The sequence below is a fragment of the Robertkochia solimangrovi genome (genome assembly GCF_007279655.1).
GTDB lineage: Bacteria > Bacteroidota > Bacteroidia > Flavobacteriales > Flavobacteriaceae > Robertkochia > Robertkochia solimangrovi.
This window is the reverse complement of sequence record NZ_QKWN01000006.1, coordinates 277,425-300,475: the sequence shown is the minus strand read 5'-3', so window position 1 is coordinate 300,475 and position 23,051 is coordinate 277,425. Positions and strand designations below refer to the sequence as shown.

General features: G+C 42.6%; 17 protein-coding genes. 13 read left to right on the top strand and 4 right to left on the bottom strand.

What is annotated here, in order from left to right; genetic code table 11:
- Nucleotides 1-148 precede the first annotated feature (148 nt).
- The 3 genes from DMZ48_RS09635 (at nucleotide 149) to cls (ending at nucleotide 3,376) form a co-directional block, all read left to right on the top strand.
- Nucleotides 149-814 (top strand): alpha/beta fold hydrolase, encoded by a 666-nt coding sequence (locus DMZ48_RS09635; protein WP_143954925.1) that lies wholly within the window; start codon nucleotides 149-151, stop codon nucleotides 812-814.
- 153 nt (nucleotides 815-967) lie between these two features.
- A complete protein-coding gene (locus DMZ48_RS09630; RefSeq protein WP_143954924.1) occupies nucleotides 968-1,918 on the top strand; it encodes a lytic transglycosylase domain-containing protein in 951 nt (316 codons plus the stop codon).
- Nucleotides 1,919-3,376, top strand: a complete 1,458-nt coding sequence (gene cls / locus DMZ48_RS09625) for a cardiolipin synthase (RefSeq protein WP_143954923.1) — start codon at nucleotides 1,919-1,921, stop codon at nucleotides 3,374-3,376.
- Between the two features lie 117 nt (nucleotides 3,377-3,493).
- On the opposite strand, the gene DMZ48_RS09620 is transcribed toward cls, so the two are convergent.
- A complete protein-coding gene (locus tag DMZ48_RS09620) occupies nucleotides 3,494-4,009 on the bottom strand; it encodes a DUF2892 domain-containing protein (protein ID WP_143954922.1) in 516 nt (171 codons plus the stop codon).
- 164 nt (nucleotides 4,010-4,173) lie between these two features.
- Here DMZ48_RS09620 and rpmH point away from each other — a divergent pair, with 164 nt between their 5' ends.
- From rpmH to DMZ48_RS09605, 3 genes are all read left to right on the top strand, one after another.
- Nucleotides 4,174-4,332, top strand: a complete 159-nt coding sequence (gene rpmH, locus DMZ48_RS09615) for a 50S ribosomal protein L34 (protein ID WP_143954921.1) — start codon at nucleotides 4,174-4,176, stop codon at nucleotides 4,330-4,332.
- A 97-nt stretch (nucleotides 4,333-4,429) separates the two neighbouring features.
- A complete protein-coding gene (gene carB / locus DMZ48_RS09610) occupies nucleotides 4,430-7,282 on the top strand; it encodes a carbamoyl-phosphate synthase large subunit (RefSeq protein ID WP_143954920.1) in 2,853 nt (950 codons plus the stop codon).
- Nucleotides 7,283-7,448: 166 nt separating this feature from the next.
- Nucleotides 7,449-7,820 (top strand): T9SS type A sorting domain-containing protein, encoded by a 372-nt coding sequence (locus DMZ48_RS09605; protein WP_162558697.1) that lies wholly within the window; start codon nucleotides 7,449-7,451, stop codon nucleotides 7,818-7,820.
- On the opposite strand, the gene DMZ48_RS09600 is transcribed toward DMZ48_RS09605, so the two are convergent.
- The 3 genes from DMZ48_RS09600 to DMZ48_RS09590 all read right to left on the bottom strand — a co-directional run bounded on the left by DMZ48_RS09600 (nucleotide 7,804) and on the right by DMZ48_RS09590 (nucleotide 10,606).
- Nucleotides 7,804-8,517 carry a DUF3307 domain-containing protein gene (locus DMZ48_RS09600; protein ID WP_143954918.1) on the bottom strand — a complete coding sequence of 238 codons (714 nt, stop codon included), beginning with the start codon at nucleotides 8,515-8,517 and terminating at the stop codon, nucleotides 7,804-7,806. The genes DMZ48_RS09605 and DMZ48_RS09600 overlap by 17 nt on opposite strands.
- 2 nt (nucleotides 8,518-8,519) lie before the next feature.
- Complete coding sequence (locus DMZ48_RS09595; protein WP_143954917.1) at nucleotides 8,520-9,143, bottom strand: SatD family protein; 624 nt, start codon at nucleotides 9,141-9,143, stop codon at nucleotides 8,520-8,522.
- Nucleotides 9,144-9,229: 86 nt separating this feature from the next.
- Nucleotides 9,230-10,606 (bottom strand): DNA recombination protein RmuC, encoded by a 1,377-nt coding sequence (locus tag DMZ48_RS09590; RefSeq protein ID WP_143954916.1) that lies wholly within the window; start codon nucleotides 10,604-10,606, stop codon nucleotides 9,230-9,232.
- A gap of 287 nt (nucleotides 10,607-10,893) precedes the next feature.
- On the opposite strand from DMZ48_RS09590, the gene DMZ48_RS09585 reads away from it, so the two are divergent.
- Genes DMZ48_RS09585 through bglX form a run of 7 tightly spaced genes read left to right on the top strand, consistent with a single transcriptional unit; the run spans nucleotide 10,894 to nucleotide 23,049 of the window.
- Nucleotides 10,894-13,899: a SusC/RagA family TonB-linked outer membrane protein gene (locus tag DMZ48_RS09585; protein ID WP_143954915.1), complete on the top strand. Its 3,006-nt coding sequence runs from the start codon at nucleotides 10,894-10,896 to the stop codon at nucleotides 13,897-13,899.
- Nucleotides 13,900-13,910: 11 nt separating this feature from the next.
- Nucleotides 13,911-15,449, top strand: a complete 1,539-nt coding sequence (locus tag DMZ48_RS09580) for a RagB/SusD family nutrient uptake outer membrane protein (protein WP_143954914.1) — start codon at nucleotides 13,911-13,913, stop codon at nucleotides 15,447-15,449.
- A gap of 28 nt (nucleotides 15,450-15,477) precedes the next feature.
- Nucleotides 15,478-17,217 (top strand): LamG domain-containing protein, encoded by a 1,740-nt coding sequence (locus DMZ48_RS09575; protein WP_143954913.1) that lies wholly within the window; start codon nucleotides 15,478-15,480, stop codon nucleotides 17,215-17,217.
- A gap of 15 nt (nucleotides 17,218-17,232) precedes the next feature.
- Entirely contained in the window at nucleotides 17,233-18,600 is a 1,368-nt protein-coding gene (locus DMZ48_RS09570) for a glucoamylase family protein (protein ID WP_143954912.1), read from the top strand.
- The gene (locus DMZ48_RS09565) at nucleotides 18,597-19,982 is read left to right on the top strand and encodes a glucoamylase family protein (protein WP_143954911.1); all 1,386 of its coding nucleotides are present in this window, start codon (nucleotides 18,597-18,599) and stop codon (nucleotides 19,980-19,982) included. Before DMZ48_RS09570 ends, DMZ48_RS09565 begins: the two co-directional genes overlap by 4 nt.
- A gap of 9 nt (nucleotides 19,983-19,991) precedes the next feature.
- A complete protein-coding gene (locus tag DMZ48_RS09560; protein ID WP_143954910.1) occupies nucleotides 19,992-20,786 on the top strand; it encodes a carboxylesterase family protein in 795 nt (264 codons plus the stop codon).
- A 1-nt stretch (nucleotide 20,787) separates the two neighbouring features.
- Nucleotides 20,788-23,049: a beta-glucosidase BglX gene (gene bglX / locus DMZ48_RS09555; protein WP_143954909.1), complete on the top strand. Its 2,262-nt coding sequence runs from the start codon at nucleotides 20,788-20,790 to the stop codon at nucleotides 23,047-23,049.
- Nucleotides 23,050-23,051: the final 2 nt, after the last annotated feature.

Below are 23,051 nucleotides of genomic sequence, written 5' to 3'. Positions count from 1 at the left end.
ATATCAGGAAGCTATCCGATTCAGGGTCTGATCGATCGTCGATTATTTTTTTTGGCCCTGCTTTTGGTTGATGAAGAATTCAATATTTTTGCCTTTGCAAAGGTACGAAAAATATCTTTACTGATAACTTATACCCGCCTATAAATCAATGGAAAACAGCCTTAGACATATATACTTTATGCCGGGAATGGCCGCTAATAAGGATATTTTCGAACATATCCGTTTACCGGAAGATCGCTTTATGATGCATTTTCTTGAATGGAAAATTCCGCTTAGAGGAGAGTCTGTTTCGGCGTATGCAAAACGAATGTGTGAAGAAGTACATCATGAAAGACCGGTATTGCTGGGTGTGTCTTTTGGGGGGATTATCATTCAGGAGATGGCAAAACATATAGCGGTTGAAAAGCTGATCGTGGTCTCCAGTGTTAAAAGTAAGTACGAACTTCCCCGAAGAATGCGTTATTCTGCTTTAACCGGGGTACATAAGTTACTTCCTGCCGGAGTTGTCCGGAATGTCGAAGTACTTGCTCAATATGCTTTTGGGGAAGCGGTAAAAAAAAGGCTCTCACTCTATGAGAAATATCTTTCGGTTCGTGACCCATACTATATTCGTTGGTCGGTGGATAAAATCGTAAACTGGGATCAGGAAGCGCCTTTGCAGAATACGATCCACATTCAGGGTGAAAAAGACCCGGTATTTCCGATTAAGAATATCAGAGACTGTATCCTTGTAAAGGGGGCAACCCATATCGCTATCATCAGCAGATATACCTGGTTCAATTCCCATCTTCCCGAGTTGATCGAAGGCAGTTAAGATGCCTTTACAACTTTTTGATACCAACGGTTCAGAAATGAGAAGGCTTAGGATTTTTCAGACACTAAATATTTAACATTTACAGCTTTAACATCGGTGGTGTTCCCTCTGGGAACTTTCATTACATTTTGTATATTTAGCAAAAAATATGTGATGATGAACATGAAGAGTATTGTAATGATAGGCGGTGTTACTTTGTTGTCGGCCGTTTTTATCAATGCTGTGCAGACCGACGCAGCAAGTGGAACTGTTGTAAGAAATGAAACGGAAACCAAGGATTCCGTCGCCGGTAAATATCAGATCAAAGCCCTTAAGTTACCCGATAATATTACTTTTTCCGGGGAGCAGGTGCCATTGAACGATCCGGATGTCAGAGAAAGACTTGACCGGGAATTACTCGTTAATACCTATTGGCAATCAAATGCCATTCTTCTTATTAAAAGAGCGAACAAGTTTTTTCCGATCATTGAGCCTATTCTGAAAGAGAAAGGGGTTCCTGATGATTTTAAATATCTTGCTGTTATCGAGAGCGGACTTACCAATGCGGTATCTCCTGCGGGGGCCACCGGATTTTGGCAGCTTCTTAAATCAACTGCCCGAGAATACGGACTTGAAGTAAATGATAATGTGGATGAACGATATCATATTGAAAAATCAACGGAAGTTGCCTGTGATTATCTGACGAAAGCAAAGGAACGATTTGGAAGTTGGACGATGGCTGCAGCGGCTTATAATGCCGGTCAGTTTGGAATGTTTAAGCAACTGGAGCGTCAACAGGTGGATGATTACTACGATGTCCTGCTTGGAGAAGAGACCGGGCGCTATGTTTTTCGTATTCTGGCGATCAAGGAGATCTTATCAGATCCGGCAAAATATGGTTTCCACGTAGAAAATGACGATATGTATGAATTGGTTCCTACTAAGGAGGTAAAAGTGGATACTGCAGTGACCAATTTTGCGGATTTTGCTCAGAAATTCGATATTAATTATAAAATCCTGAAGATTCACAATCCATGGCTTCGTGAAGCAAACCTGAACAATGCTTCCCGAAAATTATATGAAATCAAGATTCCTAAAGCAGGTTTTTATCCACCGGCAGAATAGATGTGGAGTCTGATAAAAGATAATTTCTGGCAGCTGCTCATAGTACTGAACTATGTGCTGGCTATTGGGGCAGCTGTCACTATTCTTCTCAAAAATGTAAATCCTACCAAGACATTATCATATGTCCTGATTTTACTGGTTTTTCCTTATGTAGGCCTCATCGTCTATTTTCTTTTTGGTCAGGAATACCGAAAGTCCAAGATTTTTAAACGCAAAAACATCCTGAATCAGAAGAATATTCAAAAATGGCATCAATCACTGATGCTGAATAAAAGGGAACTGGAAAAGATCGAGAAGGACTTCCTGAAGGAGAAATTTAAGCTTGTCAAATTGGTGCATAACAGCGAGCGGTCACCACTTACCTTGCATAATGAAGTGGATATCCTGATAAACGGGGAAGAGAAATTCAAGCGTTTATTCGAAGATATTAAGACAGCTCAACACTCTATACATCTTGAATACTATATAATCCGTGATGATGAGATCGGAAATCAGCTGATCGATGCATTGTGTGAAAGGGCAGCGGCCGGCGTAGAAATCAAAATCAACTATGATTTTGTGGCCAGTAGTCTTTCCGCTAAGGCCAGGAACTGTCTCACGCAAAATAATATTGAATTTTACCCGTTCATGCCGGTATATTTTCCCAGACTTGCCAGTAAATTAAATTATCGGAACCATCGGAAGATTGCAATCATCGATGGTAAGATAGGTTATGTTGGAGGGATTAATGTGGGCGATGAATATGTAAATGGTGAAAAGAAAAGATTTTGGAGAGATACGCATCTTCGGCTTACCGGGGAGGCTGTTGGTGTTTTGCAGGTGAACTTTCTGTTGAACTGGGATTTCGTATGCGATCACCATGTGGAGAAGATCGAGGAAGATTGGTTTCCCGAAAATGAAATAACCCATGAAACGGCAGTTCAGATCGCGGCCAGTGGACCTGACACGGATTGGGCGAATATTATGGAGGCTTATTTCCTGGCGATCACCACTGCAGAAAAATATGTGTACATCACGACTCCATATTTCATTCCAAATGATGAGATCATTACTGCTTTGCAGGCCTCTGCTAAGAGTGGTGTCCAAATAAAGCTGATCATTCCTAAAAATGGTGATTCCTGGGCTGCTAAATACGCCAGCTTTTCCTATATCGAGGATCTTTTAAGGGCTGGGGTGGAGGTTTATCTGTATAAAAAAGGAGTCATACATGCGAAGACGATGGTGATCGATGATATTTTCTCGACTGTGGGAACCTCCAACCTTGATTACAGGAGTTTCAATATCAATTTCGAGATCAATGCGCTCTTGTATGATAATAAGCTGGCCAACAAAATGGTCAATACCTTTAATAACGATCTGCAGGAATGTGAACGTGTTGATCCGAATGCCTGGTATGAACGTAAAATGATCCAGAAGTTAAAGGAATCGTTTTGCAGGCTTTGGGCTCCGTTATTATAGGAGACAGGAAGGGGAAGAGTTATTAGTGATAAATTTAAAGGTTATTAGTGATAAGTTGGCAGATGAATCGCTAAAGTACCACTAATAACCTCAGACTGAGCATCAGGAATATGATGATCAGATTCTCTTCATTTGCTGTTGCATCATTTTGATCTGATCTTTCAGCATATTTTGTTTATCAAGTTTCTTTGCTTCGTTGAGTAGTATGGTAGCCTCTCTTTTTCTTCTTTTCTGCATGGCGATACCTGCCAGACTTAATTTAGCCATAGCTACATCATAATCCATTGAGAGTCCAAGTTTAAGTGCTTTCTTAAAATATTTCTCGGCTTCGGTTAGGTTGGTCTGCGAAGCCATGATTCCATGAAGGTAGTTGTAATAACCTTGTTGTTTTGTGATCAGTGCAGCTTCGGGATTCTTAATTTTATCGAGCCATTTTTTCGTACCTTCCATATCTTGTTTACGCATACGAAGAAAAGCCAGCAGGATCATTTCGTTTCTGAAATACAGGAAAACGAAGATCAGTGCGAGTAGGATAAGGAAAATGCCATTTCCGATGTTCCCTTCAATAAATTGATAGACTGCGTAACCGAAGACTAGTACGGCAAGAATTATTTTAATATTTTTGTTGAACATTTTGGAGATTTATTTTGCTCGGCAAAGGTAATAAAAACAAACAAAATTATTTTTTAATTAGGGTTTGTCAATGTAAAAACTCTTTGTATATTTGCCCCGCGATTTTGTGAAGCAGAATTAAGCCGTTAGTAACAGATTTACCAAGTAGATAAAGAAATATTGTAATGAAAAGAACGTTTCAACCCTCTAAGAGAAAAAGAAGAAATAAGCACGGTTTCCGAGAAAGAATGGCTACTGCTAATGGTAGAAAAGTGCTTGCCAGCAGAAGAGCTAAAGGAAGAAAGAAATTGTCTGTTTCATCTGAACCAAGACATAAGAAATAATGCATAGTCATTTAAAATATTAAGGTGTTACTTTTTAAGGTAACACCTTTTTTTTACCCATATATTAAGTTACGATCATTTACTACAACAGATTAAGATGCCGAAAAGAAAAGACCTTAATTCTATTTTAATTATCGGTTCAGGACCGATCGTTATCGGACAGGCCTGTGAGTTCGATTATTCAGGATCTCAGGCACTGCGATCCCTAAGAGAAGACGGAATAGAGACCGTGTTGATCAACAGCAACCCGGCTACAATTATGACCGATCCTTCGATGGCTGACCATGTTTATCTCAAGCCATTAACCACCCGTTCACTGGTGGAGATTTTAGAAAAGCATCCGAATATTGATGCAGTTCTCCCGACCATGGGAGGACAAACAGCCCTGAACCTTTGTATTGAAGCTGACGAAAAAGGAATTTGGAAAGATCATGGGGTTGAGATCATCGGAGTTGATATCAACGCGATAAACATTACCGAAGATCGTGAACAGTTCCGGGAACTGATGTTGAAGATCGGAGTGGGTATGGCTCCTCAGGCTACCGCTTCATCTTTCCTAAAAGGTAAGGAGATCGCGCAGGAGTTTGGTTTCCCGCTCGTGATTCGTGCTTCCTATACGCTTGGAGGGGCAGGAGCTTCTATCGTACACAAAAAAGAAGATTTTGATGAATTGTTGAGTCGCGGTCTCGAGATTTCGCCTATTCATGAGGTGATGATCGATAAGGCCCTTATGGGGTGGAAAGAATATGAGCTCGAGTTGTTACGGGATAAGAATGATAACGTAGTAATTATCTGTACCATCGAGAATATGGATCCGATGGGAATCCATACCGGAGACTCTATCACGGTAGCGCCTGCAATGACACTTTCAGATCGTACATTCCAGCGCATGCGTGATATGGCGATCAAAATGATGCGTAATATCGGGGACTTCGCAGGTGGATGTAATGTTCAGTTTGCAGTTAGTCCGGATGAAAAAGAAGATATTATCGCGATTGAGATTAATCCAAGGGTGTCGCGTTCTTCAGCACTTGCTTCGAAAGCTACCGGTTATCCGATTGCAAAGATCGCTGCCAAACTAGCGATCGGTTATACGCTGGATGAACTGGATAACCAGATCACCAAATCAACTTCGGCGCTGTTTGAGCCTACTCTCGATTATGTGATCGTTAAGATCCCACGCTGGAACTTTGATAAGTTCGAAGGATCTAATCGCGAACTCGGACTCCAGATGAAGAGTGTTGGTGAGGTGATGGGTATCGGTCGTTCATTCCAGGAAGCACTGCACAAGGCTACCCAATCGCTGGAGATCAAAAGAAATGGACTTGGAGCTGATGGAAAAGGCTATAAGAACTATGATGTGATCATGGACAAACTTAAATATGCGAGTTGGGATCGTGTATTTGTGATCTATGATGCTATACAAATGGGTATTCCTTTGAGCAGGATACATGAGATCACAAAGATCGATATGTGGTTCCTGAAACAATATGAGGAACTACATCAATTGGAAATGGAGATCTCAACCTATAAGATTGAGACCATACAAAAAGACCTTTTACTGGAAGCTAAGCAAAAAGGATTTGCAGACAGACAGATCGCACATATGCTTGGTTGCTGGGAGAGTGAGGTTTATAACAAACGTGATGAACTGGGTATCAACAGGGTTTATAAACTCGTGGATACCTGTGCTGCAGAATTTAAAGCAGTTACACCTTATTATTACTCAACCTTTGAGGATGTCGTTAAAACGAAAGACGGAAGAGTTTTTGCTGATAACGAAAGTAAGGTGACCGATAAGAAGAAAATTGTGGTGCTCGGATCCGGACCAAACCGTATCGGACAGGGAATCGAGTTCGATTACAGTTGTGTACATGGGGTATTAGCCGCAGCGGAATGTGGATATGAAACCATTATGATCAACTGTAACCCTGAAACCGTATCAACCGATTTCGATACCGCTGATAAACTATATTTCGAGCCTGTTTTCTGGGAACATATCTATGATATCATACGACATGAAAAACCGGAAGGCGTGATCGTTCAGCTTGGTGGTCAAACCGCACTGAAACTTGCTGAGAAACTTGATAAATACGGAATTAAGATCATTGGAACTAGTTTTGAGTCTCTGGATCTTGCAGAAGACAGAGGTAGTTTCTCAACCCTGTTGAAAGATAACGATATCCCTTATCCGGAATTTGGGGTTGCTGAAACGGCAGATGAAGCTTTAAAACTTGCTGATGATCTTAATTTCCCGATTTTGGTTCGTCCTTCCTATGTTCTTGGAGGACAGGGGATGAAAATCGTGATCAATAAACAGGAACTGGAAGAACATGTCGTTGATCTGCTGAGAAAGATACCGAACAATAAATTGTTGCTCGACCATTATCTTGATGGAGCGATCGAAGCAGAAGCTGATGCTATCTGTGATGGAGAGGATGTTTACATTATCGGGATCATGGAGCATATCGAACCTTGTGGTATCCACTCAGGTGATTCAAATGCTACCCTGCCACCGTTCAACCTGGGAGATCTGGTACTGGAACAAATTAAAGACCATACCCGTAAGATCGCATTGTCACTGAACACTGTGGGACTTATCAATATTCAGTTTGCTATCAAAGATGATAAGGTTTATATCATCGAAGCAAACCCAAGAGCATCGAGAACCGTTCCGTTCATCTCTAAAGCGTATAAAGAACCTTATGTGAATTATGCGACCAAAGTGATGCTAGGTCACAATAAACTAAAGGATTTCGATTTTAAACCGCATCTTGAAGGTTATGCGATCAAGCAACCAGTGTTCTCGTTCAACAAATTCCCGAACGTGAATAAGAAACTCGGACCTGAAATGAAGAGTACAGGGGAGAGTATCCTGTTCATCGATTCACTCAAGGATGATGAATTCTACGAGTTGTATCAAAGAAGAAAAATGTACCTGAGCAAGTAATTGCAGCAGGTTTAAATACAGAGGCTGTTTCCTAAATTTCGGGAAACAGCCTTTTTTATTGCAGAGAATTCATCAGATTTTATCTTCTGTGTCATTAATCGTAATTATTGTTCTTGGGTTAGTGTAAGTCGCGCTTTATCAGTAACTTAACGGTAAATTGTGTCATGTGAATAAAATAGTACTCTTCGCTTTTGTAATTTGCGTTTTTGGATTGGGTAATGCTCAGGAAATAGACGCTGTTGCTTTTTTGGAACAGGATGAGCAAATTAGTGTCTGGAACAATGTAAAGGTAGAAAAGTTAAAGGCAGGTAACCTGCGGATTCTTCCTTCCGGTAAATTTCTCAGGGTAATTCTGGAGGAGAATGTTCGTTTCTCCAAAGTAATCATACAGGATATGATGGGAATACCTTTGCTGGAAAATGAATTCAGTTCTGATCGGGATATGGATATTTCTACCCTTAAATCCGGTAGTTACATTATAAAGATCATTTCTGAAGAGCGAATTCTACTCGGTAAATTTGTCAAGCAGCGGTCCTGACAAAATGCATTACGATTAGTCCTGTTACGATTGCAAAGCCAAAACTCAATAAGGTTCCAATCAGAATATATTCTGTGAGCTTCCGGTCTTTTGCCTGAGTCAGGTCGCTGAACCTGAAAATCGATTTGGCAGCGATCAGGAATCCGACACCTTCCCAATGGTTTGTCATGATAAAAATTAGTACGAGTATCCGCTCGATGATCCCGATATACTTACCGGCATTTTGCAATGAATCATCGGCTTCCATTTCCGTTTTAGGGGTATATACCGAAATAAGGGTCTTGATAATGATCGAAGCCGGTTGCGTCAGGAAGAGGAGTCCGCAAATGGTGAACCATTGTGAATTATTCAGATCCGGTAGCGAGATCGTATCGACAAAGAATAGGGCTATGACGATTATGACGAGTAGGTGTAATAGCTGATCGATAAAAAATAGGAGTCTGCCGTTTTTTTCATTTTGTAGTTTAAGTTTCATTGCATCGATCAGGAAATGGGTGATAGCGATGATAACAGCCAGATACCATAACGAAAGTTCAGTGCTCAGCATGAGTAAGGTCAATATGAGATGAACTCCGGTATGTAAATACAGTCGGGGGGATCGGAGTTTTTTAAGGTTCTTGTCCTGTACCCAGCTGTACGGTTGCAATACAAAATCTCCCAGCAGATGCGCGATAAGCAGTTTTAAGAATAGTTCCATGGTCAGTTTTTATCAATAAAGTGGTCAATTCTTTTTTTGTAATGATCTCTTATGGCCAGTACTTCATCGAGATACGCACGTTTCTGTCGTTCGCTAACGGTATTCTGTCTGATTCCGATAAGCATTCCGAGTTCGGTTTGTGATAAAGTCGGGTTCAAAATGCTCAGACGTACTATCTCTGCTGAATTTGGGGTCCAGTTATCCATCGCGATACATCCTAACTGAAACATCAGATTCAGTTCTTCATCCATTTCCGGATCATTCGATTTTAGGGCAATACTCAGCTTCTCCTGTTTCAGAGACTCAAATAATGCTCCGGAATGCAGGTAGACCTCTCCACGGGCCTCTGCTATGTTTACCGGCTCTCCTTCCTTAACTCCGATCCCTAGTGCCATTCGTACATCGAGACCTTTGATCATCTTTATGGTCGATTTGATCAATACGATCATTTCAAACGCTTTGGCAGGATCGGTTATTTCAGCCTGAAAACTATCACCTCTGAAGATTTCCCACTTCAGTTCGTCTTCAACACGATCTGCAAGTAGTTTTTTCAATGGTTTTAGCCATTTCTGAGGGTCTGAAACGCCTCTGGAATTAACGATATCTCCGGTTATTACACTTGTCATAAGGGTAAATATCGTCTAAAAATATGATATTTCAAAATATCGTTTAAAAAAGCGATAAAATTTAATATCGTTTAATTAAGCGATAATTAGTTTTTCAACGGGTTACTGGTAGTGTTCTGATCATGAAGTGATTCCTGCTCATCATCGTCCTCTTCTTCAATTCGGTTCAGCCATTTTTGATCGATCTGCTTGCTGGCTTTAGCTCCGAGTTTACGTAATTTTTCAACCTTGCCGAGTAGATTGCCTCTACCGGTTAGTTTGGTCATCGATGAAGCGTATGAGTTCTGTACAGTTTGTAATTGCTTACCGATCTTTTCCAGATCATCCAGCAGATTTTTGAACTGGTCATATAATCTTCCGGCCTGTGTAGCGATGTCCATTGCATGTTTGTGTTGCTTGTCATGCTGCCACATGCTGTCAATAGTTCTGAGTGTTGCCAGCAACGTAGATGGGGTAACGATTACGATATTCTTCTCAAAGGCCGTATTATATAATTGCGGATCACTTTGTGAGGCCAGCGCAAAGGCCGGTTCCAGTGGGATGAAAAGCAATACGAAATCAGGACTCTCCATTTCATATAACTGATGATAGTTTTTGGAGGAGAGTTGTTCCACATGTTTATTGATAGAATTCACATGATCTTTCAGCAGTGCAGGGCGTAGTTGCTCATCATCTGCATTGACGTAACGTTCATAAGCGATCAGCGATACCTTGGAATCGATGATCATTTTCTTATTATCAGGAAGATTGATGATGACATCCGGAAGTACGCGTCGACCGTCTTCTGTCGTGAAGCTATTCTGAACAAAGTATTCACTGTCTTTTTCAAGACCTGATTTTTCAAGAACCCGCTCCAGTACCAGTTCTCCCCAGTTACCCTGCATCTTTGTATCTCCTTTTAAAGCTCGGGTAAGGTTAGAGGCTTCTTTAGTGATTTGTTGATTGAGCTCCTTAAGATTCTTCAATTGCTCCTGAAGGGAAGAGTGACGTACGATATTCTCTTTATTGGTGTCTTCTACTCTTTTCTCGAAAAGCATGATCTTTTCCTGTAGAGGGGTAAGGATGTTTTTTAGATTTTCCTTGTTTTGCAGGGTGAACTTCTCTGATTTCTCTTCTAAAATCTTATTGGCCAGTATTTGAAATTCTTTTTGGAATCTTATTTGTAATTGTTCTACTTCCTGTTTTTCTTCCTCAAGGCGTACTTTGAGGTTCTCCATTTCGGTATCTCTGCGGGAAAGTTGAATGGCGATCTGTTCTTTATCTGAACGAAGTCGTTCCCGCTCTTCTCTTACCTCCTTCAAACTGGATTTCAATTCTTCGATAGAAGTCCGGAGCTGATCAGCACTGGCGGCGGCTGCACTTTTCAATGCATTGTTCTTCAGTTTTTGAATATAAATTCCCAGGACGAGCCCGAGTATAGAAGTCCCGATCGCGATCAGTAGAATTAGCAGCGTTTGATTCATGTAAAAAACAGGTTTATGATTTGTCCTTAAACAGCGATTGTAAATATACTACTTTGTATGAATTCACACGGGCGAATAAGAGTCTCTCTACACATCATTTCTTAATGGATTATTAAAAAATTATTAATTTAATTAACATTAAATTACAGATTTCCAATAAATTAAACTTTTTGTTGTATATTTTCGTAACCCTAACACTATTTCTGTGTGTTTTTCCTGCTCAGGATTAATATCAGTCCGTCTACTGCTGGTAATATTTTAATTAAGCTAACTTAAATAGAACAAAAATGAAGATTAAACTACTAGTTTTAGCTTTGTTTGGTTGGGTGGGTACCTATGTCCATGCCCAACAGGTTACGATTACCGGAACCGTCAAAGATGAGTTTGACATGCCATTGCCGGGTGCATCCGTGCTGGTCAAGGGTACTTCAAGGGGTACTCAGACCGACTTCGATGGGAATTTTTCCCTGGATGCAGAGATCGGTGAAACGTTGGTGATTTCTTATGTGGGATTAACATCTCAGGAGGTCGTTATCAAAGATGAAAATCCTTTGGATATTTCATTGTCAGTCGCCGAAAATCAATTGGATGAAGTAGTAGTAATCGGTTATGGTACCACTACTGTAAAAGACCTGACATCCGCTATTTCCACTGTAAAATCAGAAGAGATTCAGAAAGTGCCGACCGGCCAGGCCATGCAGGCTTTACAAGGTAAGGTTGCAGGATTACAGGTCGTTAATGCCGGTTCTCCCGGGAAATCTCCTACGGTAAGAATCCGGGGTATCGGATCTTATGATACCGATGCTTCCGGACCGTTATATGTAGTCGACGGAGCATTTTTTAACGACATCGATTTTCTCAACCCTTCAGATATAGCGTCCATGTCGGTCTTAAAGGATGCATCGGCTGCGGCTATCTATGGGGTAAGAGCAGCTAATGGAGTGGTCCTGATAGAAACTAAATCGGGTACCTATAATCAAAAACCAGAGATTACTTATGATGGTTATTCCGGGATCCAGGTCGCTCAGAATGTACTGAAAGTGGCAAATTCCGAACAATTCGCCACCATAGCCCGGGAATCGGGTTCTGAACCTGACGAACAATTTATCCTGAATGCCATGCAACGCTATGGCAGAAGCCGGGTTAATCCGAATGTGCCTGCACCAAATACCGATTGGTATAAGGAAATCATAAGACACGGCTTCGTTCAGAATCATAACCTAGGCGTTACCGGAGGTAGTGAGCAAGCCACCTATGCCCTCGGAGCCAGTTATTTTGGACAAGAGGGGATTCTGAAGATGAAAAATGAATATGAACGTTTTAACCTTCGATCGAAGATCGATTTTAAAGCGAACGACTGGATGAAGATCGGTGGTAATGTTATTTTCAGTAACGCGACACGATATGACCCTGAAGAATCAGCCTGGCGCCTTGCTTATTATGCGGTGCCAACCATGCCGGTACTCGACCCTCAGAATACCGATGCGATTCCGATACCGTATGCAAATGCACAGGATCTGGGATACCGGGGCGGACAAAATCCTTTTCCGACCATGGATTTTAGTGAATTACGTTCCAGGATAAGAGAAGTTTTGGTAAATTTTTATGCAGAATTTCAGCTGGTACCCAGTAAACTGACCTTCCGTACGGCCTATAATCACAACTTTACCTCAGAAGATAGAAGAGAATTACGCTTCTCTTATTATATAAGTGAGAATTTTCAAAGAAATCCGAATTCCATATTGAACCGAAAGGAAGCGATTTCCAATCAGATCTGGGATAATACCCTTACCTATACCGATTCATTCGGAAATCATAATCTAACAGCTATGATCGGTACTTCTTACAGAGATGAATCCTTTGAGATGTTACGTGCATTGGGGAATGGGTTTCCCGAAACAGGAAAAGAATCCTATTATCTAGATCAGGCTGAGGTGATCGATCCCTTAGAAACCTATGACGATGCCTCCAGAGAATTTGGTTTCTCATATTTTACCAGGATCTCCTATAATTACGATAATCGATATCTGCTGTATGGAACCTTCAGAGCTGACGGTACGAACAAGTACCAGGAGAAATGGGGATATTTTCCAACCGTAGGTGCCGGATGGGTGGTAACCGAAGAAGATTTTATGGATGAGAACGGAATATTCGACTACCTGAAGATCAGAGGTAGCTGGGGTAAACTTGGTAATGACAAGGTTCCTTCCAGTGAAGGTTCTATTACATCAGAGGTGGTCTATACAGCACTTGGCGATGTTCGCTACAGCGGTTTAAATACCAGTAGTGATTTTACGGCACTGAAATGGGAGGTTACCGAAGAGATCAATGCCGGACTATCTGCCCGATTCTTCGGTAACGACCTTTCACTGGAATTCGATTATTTCCGAAGAGATACCAAAGATGCGGTTATTCCGGTGGAACGAGCACTGATACCTGGAACTACCCGTCAGAATGTCGGAAAGATTCGAAATTCAGGATTCGAGGTAACGCTCGATTACAATAAAGTCGTATCACCGGAATTCAGTTATTATTTTGGAGTTAATTTTTCAACGCTTAAGAATGAAGTGCTCGATCTGGGGGATGCCGAATATATAGATGCTGGATCCGCTGAATTTCGTCAGCGATCCATGGTAGGAGAACCCATTTTTGCATTTTTTGGCCGTGAGATCGAAGGAGTATATCAAACTCAGGCAGAAGTTGATGCTGATCCCGTAGCGGTAGCCAATAACCTGGCACCGGGAGATTTTAAATATAAAGATCTCAATGGCGACGGTGATATTACCGATGATGACCGAACTGTACTAGGGTCTTATCTGCCAACTTATTATTACGGCTTCAATTTAGGATTTACCTATAAGAATCTGGACTTTTCATTGAATGCCTTAGGACAGGGTGGAAATCATATTCTGAACCGTAAACGGGGAGAAGTAATCTTTACTAACGATACCAACGTCGACCGTGATTTCGCTATCAATCGCTGGCATGGTGAGGGAACTACGAACAGTTACCCTTCAGCAGCCGGTATCAGAAAGGGGTGGAATCAGCGTCTGAACGATTACTTTGTTGAGGAAGGAGGATTCTTCCGTATTCAAAACATTACGGTAGGGTATACCATCAATAGAGGAAGGGAAAACAAGGGATTTCCGCAGACAAGGATCTATCTGACAGCGGAAAAACCACTGACCGTTTTCGACTATAACGGATTCAATCCGGAAGTCCCGGATGGAGTGGATAATCAAACCTATCCTATTCCGGCCGTGTATACCATTGGTGTCAATTTTAAAATTTAAAAAGCGTTACGATGAAACCAAATATAAAATATAAGCTAATAGTTTTTTTACTGGGATTGTTGATCTCCGGTTGTACCGATAAACTGGATGAGCCACAGTTGAACAACAACTTCGCCGGAGGAACCGATTTCGGTAAGACCGAAGATATGGAACTCTCGCTGATCGGAGCTTATGCAGCCTTTCAGTCCAGGGGATGGGAACAACCCATGTTGATCGCTGTAAGAGGCGATGATGTAAATGCCGGGGGGCTGGGTGATCAGCAGGATTATGCAGAAACCGACCTGTTCAATTATAATAAGGATTATTGGATGTATAACTTTCTCTGGGAGAATGTATATGCGGATGTGATCAGTTGTCATACTGCCATGGAGCAGATCGCGCGTTATCAGGAATTTGCCGATGCCGATGGAGTGCAGCAGGGAGAAGAATACATTGCAGAGATCAAGGTTTTAAGGGGTATCATGCTATATCAGCTGTCATTGGTATGGGGCGATATCTTCATTCCGGAAACCTCAGACACCGATGCCTTATTACTGGTAACTGAATTACCGACCAAAGAAGAGGTGATGCAACATATTTCGGATCAAATGGATGAAGCGATCTCATTACTGCCCGATATGAGGCCAAATGAGCGATTGGATGTTCCCGGAGGGGTTACGAAATATACAGCACTTGCCGTAAAAGCGTTGGCAAATCAGGAATTGGCAAATTATCAGGAGGTGGCAAATTCCTGCGCTGAGATCATAAACTCAGGGAAATTTGAGCTCTATCCGGATTTTTACGAGTTATTTAAAACTCCCGGAAAACTGTGTAATGAAGTGATCCTTGAATTGCAATATTCCGATTTTGGAATGGGAACCGGCGACCGGGAAGGACATTTATTTCAACCCTATGGTCCGCAGAACTGGACACCTGCAGTGGCAGGAGCCGGAAGTGGATGGGGTTTCTTCGAACCTAGTATGAAGTTTATTAAGTTTATGCTGGACCGGGGAGAAACCGATCGTCTTGAGACTTCCGTACTTTTTACAAATCGGGGAATCAACGAGATCAAATCGGACCCGGCCTATGCAACGTTACCTTCCTTTGTATCCAATACCACACGAGATGGAGATGTTATCAATGATTATTCAAGGGCATTGTTTGCGAGTGGGAAACATTATCTGCCCTCTAATCAATTGATCCCGGGTAGAACCGAATATGGAAGTAATAAGAATTATAATATCATTCGCTATGCTGAGATCCTTTTGATGTACGCTGAAGCCATTACCCAGGGAGCTTCCGGTAGTGGAATGTCTGCAGATGCTGCAGTAAATGCTGTAAGGGCCAGAGCTGGCATGTCTGCCTTGAGTGGTGTGACACTGGACCAGGTGTTGGATGAGAAATATGCCGAGCTGAGCATGGAATGGGGGAAACGCTATTTTGATTTGATCCGAAATGGTCGTATCGATGAGTTGAGCTATGATGGTAGAACTTTTTCGGCTGACAAAACCTATCTGCCTTATCCGCAGTCACAGGTAGACAGATTTCCGTTATTACAGGATCTTCAATAACATATACATACGTTGAAAAACCAGAAATATGAAAACTTTAAAATATATAGTAAGCCTGTTTCTTATTTTATGCTTGTCGGGCTGTGATAATGGTATAGACTCTATCACAAGGGTTGAGCCGGGTGACGATGAAACGGCGCCTGAAATAACCATAAATTATCCGAATGAAGGTACGAGCATTCAGGTGCTTGAAGCGATAACCACTTTGAATATCGATTTTAGAGTGGAAGACGATATCGAATTAGGTACCGTGACTTTAACGATGGATGGCAGCCAATTGGAAACCTGGGATAATTTTAAGGATTACAGGATATTCCTTCAGGAATACCTCTATCAGGGCCTTACCGATGGACAACATACGATGACCGTAACTGCTACCGACCTCGACGGAAAGAATTCTTCTTCAACCGTAAACTTTGAAAAGATACCGGCCTATGAACCGATGTTCGACGGAGAGATCTTCTATATGGCCTTTGATGGGAATTTCTTTGATCTCGTCAACTTACGTGATGCCGATAAAGTTGGGACTCCCGGATTTGCTAATGAATCCTATGCAGGTACCAATGCTTACAAGGGTTCACAGGATTCTTATCTGACCTATCCAACCGAAGGACTTCTGACCACGGATGAATTCAGTGGTACTTTCTGGTACAAAGTGAGTGGAGATCCTACCCGGGCAGGGATCATAGTGATCGGAGATGATGCTGAAGACAGGAATCAGGGATTCCGGTTATTCCGAGAAGGAGACGGCGCTAATCAACAAATTAAATTGAACGTTGGAACTGGTGATGGGGAAAGTTGGAATGATGGTGGCGTACTTAATGTTGCAGATGGGGAATGGGTGCACGTCGCTTTTACCATTTCTCAGACCGAAAGCAAGATCTATTTCAACGGACAGGAAATGTTGTCTTCAACATTACCGGCGCCTATCGATTGGACCGGTTGCGAAACCATTACCATTGGCTCGGGAGGAGAAACGTTTAGTTATTGGGATCACTTTTCGGATAGTAGTCCGATGGATGACCTGAGATTCTTTAATAAGGCACTTTCAGAAACCGAAATTCAGTTGGTTATGGGAGGAGGAACTGATTATGAACCTGAATATGATGGCGAGGTGTTCTATATGCCTTTCAATGGAGACAATATCGATCTGGCTTCAGGAATATCTGCAACTGAAGTGGGATCACCCGGATTTACCGATGATGGTCTCAGTGGGTCTCAGGCTTATGCGGGTGCAACAGATTCTTATCTCACCTTTCCGGCCGGTAATCTTACCTCCGATGAATTCAGTGCCAGTCTTTGGTATAAGGTGGATCCTGATCCAACCCGTGCTGGAATTCTGACGATGAGCCAACCGGATCCTGATAATCCTGATGCACAAAACATACGAACCAGTGGATTCCGACTTTTCAGGGAGGGAAGTGAAACGGAACAGATCATTAAACTCAATGTAGGAAACGGATCCGGAGAAACCTGGGTGGATGGTGGTGCTACAGCAACGGTCGATGCCACAGCCGGTGAGTATATACATATCGCCTTTACCATGTCTCAAACCACGGCAATTCTCTATATAAACGGGGAAGTCGTTGCACAGGGATCCTATGCGGCCGTAGACTGGACAGGATGTGATTTACTTTCCATAGCTTCCGGAGCACCACGTTTCATAGAATGGGATCATTTATCGGATCTGAGTTATATCGATGACCTGAGAATCTTTGAGAAGGTACTTTCACAAGAAGAGATCCAAACGATTATGAATGATGAATAATTCAGCTTTGAGAGTATGAGAACTTTTCTAAAATCAATTTTGATCACCCTGGTAATAGGTCTGTTCGCCTGTAAATCAGAACCCAAACAGACAGAAGCGGAAACTGGGGTGGTCGTTGAAGATACAGCGGTTGCCGACAGCGTGGGTATGCTGGACCTGGTACAGCGACAAACTTTCGATTATTTCTGGGATGGAGCCGAACCTAATTCCGGTTTGGCTCCGGAACGGATCCATCTGGATAACATATATCCTTCCGATGATAAGAATATAGTAACCATTGGGGGAACAGGATTCGGACTTATGGCGATTCTGGTTGGTGTGGAAAGAGGTTTTATCACCAGAGAGCAGGCATTGGAGCGCTACGAGAAAATGATCGGTTTTCTTGAAAAGGCAGACCGGTTCCATGGTGCATGGCCACATTGGTTGAATGGAGAAACCGGAAAGACGAAACCCTTCAGTAAAAAGGATGATGGAGGCGATCTGGTTGAAACCGCATTTTTGATTCAGGGATTATTAACCGTCGGAGAGTATTTTAAAAATGGTAGCGAACGCGAATTAAACCTGGTCGACCGCATTCAGAAATTGTGGAAGGAGGTTGAATGGGACTGGTATACACAGGGAGGAAAGGATGTTTTGTACTGGCATTGGTCTGAGAACTATGGATGGGATATGAATTTTCCGGTGGGAGGCTATAACGAATGCCTGATCATGTACGTGCTTGCTGCTTCCTCACCCACCCATGGAGTTTCCAAAGAGGTCTATGAAAGGGGATGGGCGAGAGATGGAGCAATAGCAAAAGATACGACCTACTACGGACTGCCCACAGTGCTCAATTTCTACGAGCATGATGATTACCCGACTGGTCCGTTGTTTTGGGCGCATTATTCCTATTTGGGCTTGGATCCGAGAGGACTTTCCGATCAATATGCGGATTATTGGGAATTGAACAAAAACCACGCTCTGATTCATTATCGGTATTGTGTGGATAATCCTGAAAATTTTAAGGGGTATGGTCCCGAATGCTGGGGACTTACATCCAGCTATTCGATGAAGGGTTATGCAGGACACAGACCGGGAGCCGATCTTGGAGTGATCTCTCCGACAGCAGCTTTGTCTTCCATGCCTTATACTCCTAAGGAGAGTATGGACTTTTTGCGATTTATGTATCGGGATCAGGATTCACTTATCGGTAAATATGGGCCTTATGATGCCTTCAGTTTTCAGAATCAATGGTATTTACCAAGATATCTGGCCATTGATCAGGGACCGATTCCGGTAATGATCGAGAATTATCGAACCGGAATGTTATGGGATCTTTTCATGAAGAACGAAGATGTCATGAATGGATTGCGAAAGCTTGGTTTTAAAAGTCCGCATCTATGAAATGTCATAAATTCCTTGTCATATTTTTTACACTGATATTGTGGTCTTGCTCTTCTTCAGATGACTCTAATCCTTGTAATGAGCCGGGAACCAGTGGTTTGGACTGTGGTGGAGATAATGGGGGTGATGAAAGCCTGTCCGATGAAGAGATCATGGATCTTGTTCAGGAACAGACCCTGCGCTATTTTTGGGATTATGCGGAATCTGAATCTGGAGCTGCAAGAGAGCGATACCTGTTATCCAACCCCGATGCCGATGCTCACGTGGTGGCAACCGGTGGGACTGGTTTTGGAATCATGGCCATAATTGCAGGGGTTGAGCGTGGTTTCATCAGTATTGGCGACGCAGAGTCACGTTTTGCAAAGATTCTTGACTTTCTTGAAAGCGCAGATCGTTTCCATGGTGCCTGGCCCCATTGGATAGACGGTCGTTCGGGTGCTGTTATTCCTTTCAGTAGTCTTGATGATGGAGGAGATATAGTGGAAACTGCTTTTCTTGTTCAGGGATTGATTACACTGGCTGAATATTTACGTGAAGGCACGTCAAGTCAGCAGGAACTTTCCGGACAGGCTGAAGCTTTGTGGAAAGGAGTGGAGTGGGATTGGTATACCAATGGAACGAATACGTTGTACTGGCATTGGAGTCCGAATAATGGTTTTGCAATCGGACTCCCTTTAAAGGGATATAATGAAACCTTGATCGCCTATGTGTTGGCTGCCGCTTCGCCGGAGCATGGCATCACAAAAGATGTATACGATAATGGGTGGGCCGATAACGGAAATATCATTAGTTCAAACTCGAAATATGGATATCCGCTTTTAGTTAAACATCAGGGCAATGAGGCCTATGGAGGTCCGTTATTCTGGGCACATTATTCTTATCTTGGCCTGGATCCCCGAAGATTGAGTGACGGCTATGCAAATTATATGGAGGTAAATGGATTTCATACGTTGATCAATTATCAATATTGTGTGGAGAACTCTAAGGGCTTTGCCGATTATGGCGAAGATTGTTGGGGACTTACAGCGAGTTATTCTCGAAATAATGATGGGTCTCTGGGCTATTCCGCACATAGTCCTGCTAACGATACGGGTGTGATCTCACCTACAGCCGCCATTAGTTCTATTCCTTATACGCCTGAGCATTCTCTGGCTGCAATGCATTATTTTTATAAGAACCGAACCAAATTGCTCGGTCCTGCAGGATTTTATGATGCGTTTAGTCCGGAATTTGATTTTTGGGTGGCTCAGGCCTATTTGGCCATCGATCAGGGTCCTCAGATCATTATGATTGAAAATTACAGGAGTGGTTTGTTATGGGACTTGTTCATGAAGAATACCGATGTTACCGATGGATTGGATTTACTAGGATTTAATTACTAAACTATATTAATGGAAACTCGCTTATTTTATTTAGTCTTGCTATTATGGTTTGTCGCGCTACCAGTAATGGCTCAGGAGGATTCTTTATATGAAAGTAAAGTGCTGGTCAGGGATTCCGATTCCCTGTTCTATCGTATCATGTATCCTGAGAACATGGATAAAACCAAAAGTTATCCTCTGGTAGTGTTCCTGCATGGCGCAGGGGAAAGAGGAGATGATAACAACGCTCAACTCGTACATGGGGGAAAAGTTTTTGCAGATCCATTAAATCGAAAACACTTCCCTGCGATCGTGATTTTTCCGCAATGTTCGAAAGAGGATTACTGGTCAAATGCTACTGTTGATCGATCTGAAACCGGTGTGAAGTTGAAGTTCAATAGCAATGTAGCCCCGTCAAAGGCATTGAGAATGGTTCTTGACCTGTTGGATCAAACACTGAAAGAATCCTATATAGATAAGTCCCGTGTTTATATAGCCGGGTTATCGATGGGAGGCATGGGAACCTTTGAAATGTTATGGCGTCGTCCGGATGTTTTTGCGGCTGCGATCGCCATATGTGGTGGTGGTGATCCGGAAATGGTAGAACAGTATGCACAACATACCGACATGTGGGTGATTCACGGAGCTATGGATGACGTTGTGGATCCAGTGTATTCACTTACGATGGTTGAAGCTTTGCTCAAAGCCGGAGCACACCCTAAATTTACATTATACGACACTGCTAATCATAACAGCTGGGATCCAGCCTTTGCAGAACCTGATTTTCTGCCCTGGATGTTCTCAAAACAACTAAATGACAACTAACATGAAAAAAAATTCAATTATCGTGCTTCTATTGTTCACCATTATTACGGTGACAGCACAACAATCTTCAATTCCTGAGGTGGAAGAACTATTATCAAAAATGACCCTGGAAGAAAAGATAGGTCAGTTAAATCTGCTGACACCGGGTGGAGGAGTGGCCACTGGTGCGGTGGTCAGTGAAAATGTAGAAGCAAAGATCAAAGCAGGTCAGGTAGGTGGTCTCTTTGGAGTAGCTGGTCCTGACAGGGTACGACAGGCTCAGGAGATCGCTGTAAAGAACAGCCGGCTAAAAATTCCGTTGATCATCGGTTCCGATGTCATTCATGGGTATAAAACTACGTTTCCCATTCCTTTGGGAATTTCCTGTAGTTGGGATATGGGATTAGTGGAGCAGGTTGCCAGAGTTGCAGCAACCGAAGCTACCGCAGATGGAATCTGCTGGAACTTTTCACCGATGGTCGATATTGCCCGGGATCCGAGATGGGGCAGAATAGCGGAGGGAGCCGGAGAGGATCCTTATTTAGGGTCACAAGTGGCGATTGCTATGGTAAAAGGTTATCAGGGAGATGACCTTGCCGCTTCAAATACGATGATGGCTTGTGTAAAACACCTGGCGTTGTATGGAGCCGCAGAGGCCGGGAGAGATTATAATTCTGTTGATATGAGTCGTGTGAAAATGTTCAATCAGTATCTGCCACCCTATCAGGCTGCGGTCGATGCAGGGGTAGGAAGTGCCATGAGTTCCTTTAATGATATCGATGGAATACCAGCGACAGGAAATAAATGGTTGCTAACCGATCTGCTGAGAGAACGGTGGGGATTCAAAGGTTTTGTAGTTTCAGATTATACCTCGGTGAATGAAATGATCGATCACGGGCTCGGTGACCTTCAAGCGGTTTCTGCCCTGGCGCTTAAGGCTGGTCTCGATATGGATATGGTAGGGGAAGGATTTCTCACCACACTTAAAAAATCACTGGAAGAGGGAAAAGTTACAGAAGAAGAAATTACGGTAGCGTGCAGACGGATCCTCGAAGCAAAATATAAGCTCGGACTTTTTGATGATCCTTTCAAGTATAATGATTCCTCTCGTCCGGCAAAGGATATTCTTTCTGCTGAACACAGGGCGATCGCACGTAAAGTGGCAGCTCATTCCTTTGTTCTGCTGAAAAATGAAAACGATGTTTTGCCGTTAGCGAAAAATGCTAAGATCGCGCTGATAGGTGCCATGGCGAATGAAAAGAACAATATGTTAGGAACCTGGGCTCCAACCGGAGATATTCAGTATGCTGTTCCGATAATGGAAGGGTTGAAAGCAGTAGCTCCACAGGCATCGATCTCTTATGCAAAAGGAGCAAATATTACGGATGATAAAGCTCTGGCAGAAAAGATCAATGTTTTCGGTCTGAGAGTTACGGTAGATTCAAAAACTTCGGAAGCGATGTTAAAGGAAGCACTTGACAATGCCGCTAAAGCAGATGTTGTGGTAGCAGTCGTCGGAGAAGCATCGGAGATGACCGGTGAAGCTGCAAGCCGAACCGATATTCAAATTCCGGAATCACAAAAAGTACTGATCCGGGCGCTGGTAAAAACCGGCAAGCCTGTAGTACTCGTATTGATGAGTGGACGACCAATGGATATCTCCGAAGAATTTGCTCTCCCTGTGAGTATTCTCCAGATATGGCATCCAGGTGTGGAGGCTGGAAATGCTGTTGCTGATGTGTTATTCGGAGATTATAATCCTTCAGGAAGACTGACCACCAGCTGGCCGAGAAATGTAGGGCAAATACCCGTATATTATAGTATGAAGATCACCGGAAGACCCGGGACGGACACGTTTCAGAAATTCAGATCCAACTATCTTGATGCACCGAACTCACCGCTGATCCCGTTTGGTTATGGGCTTAGTTATACGGATTTTGAATATTCAGGTTTGAAAATAAGTAAAAGTGAGATCGGATTAAATTCCGGAGTACAGGTAAGTGTAAATGTGAAAAATACCGGTGACAGAGAAGGAGAGGAAGTGGTACAGCTTTACATCAGAGATGTTGTGAGAAGTATTACCCCTCCATCCCGTGAATTGAAGGCGTTTAAAAAAATTCTGCTGAAAAGTGGCGAGGAGCAAACGGTAACCTTTGATCTGAAACCCGATAGTTTTAAATTCTATAATAGTGAGCTAGAATTTATTGCAGAACCGGGAACTTTCGAGATATTTGTAGGAAAAGATGCCACAACCGACCGTAAAGTAACGGTTGAAATGAAATAAAA